A 689-nucleotide genomic window follows, 5' to 3' on the forward strand; every position below is an offset into this window, starting at 1 on the left:
CCCGCGCGGGCGACGACACGGCCGTGCTGCGCCCGGTCCGCGACAGCGGCTCCGAGGCCGAGGTGACGGCCGAGCTGCCGCAGCCGCCGGCCCCGAAGGGCGCGGCCGACGAGACGGCGCTGCTGCCGAAGTTCTCCGACCGGGACGCCGACGAGACCGCCGTACTGCCCCCGGTGAGCCCCGCCGAGGAGACGGCCGTACTGCCGCCGGTCCGGCACGACGCGGAGGACCGCACCCGCGAGATCCCGCAGCTCGGCGCCGACGGCAAGCCCCGGCGTCCGCGCCCCGACTGGGCCGAGGAGACCCCGCTGGACGACCTGCCCTCGCTCGCGGACGAGCTTCTCGGGTCCTACGACGAGCACGACGAGCGCGACCGGCACGACGACGGCGGCCCGCGCGGCCGGGGCCGGCGCGGCTGACCGGACGGAAGCGGAGGGCGGTGTCCACCGGGCGCTTCGGCGCGGCGGAGGGCGCCGCCCTTCGCCGTGCGGGCGGCACTGTCGGTGGCCACCCGCACAATGGACGACGGAACACGAAGTGACGGAAAGGGCGGCGTGACCCATGAGCGTCTGGGACGACCTCGTCGGGCAGGAGAAGGTGAGCGCGGCGCTGGAGGCGGCCGCGCGGGACGCCGACGCGCTCGTCACGGCCGCCGCGGCCGACCAGCCGCCGCCCGAGGCATCGAAGAT

General features: G+C 77.4%; 2 pseudogenes. Both read left to right on the forward strand.

Features of this window, described 5'->3' with window-relative positions:
• A pseudogene (locus GT030_RS33365) lies at positions 1–419 on the forward strand (dTMP kinase); the annotation flags it as partial.
• 142 nt (positions 420–561) lie between these two features.
• Positions 562–689 (forward strand): annotated as a pseudogene (locus tag GT030_RS33370) (DNA polymerase III subunit delta'); the annotation flags it as partial.

Source organism: Streptomyces sp. SID1328 (genome assembly GCF_009865595.1).
In the GTDB taxonomy this organism is placed as follows: domain Bacteria; phylum Actinomycetota; class Actinomycetes; order Streptomycetales; family Streptomycetaceae; genus Streptomyces; species Streptomyces griseoluteus.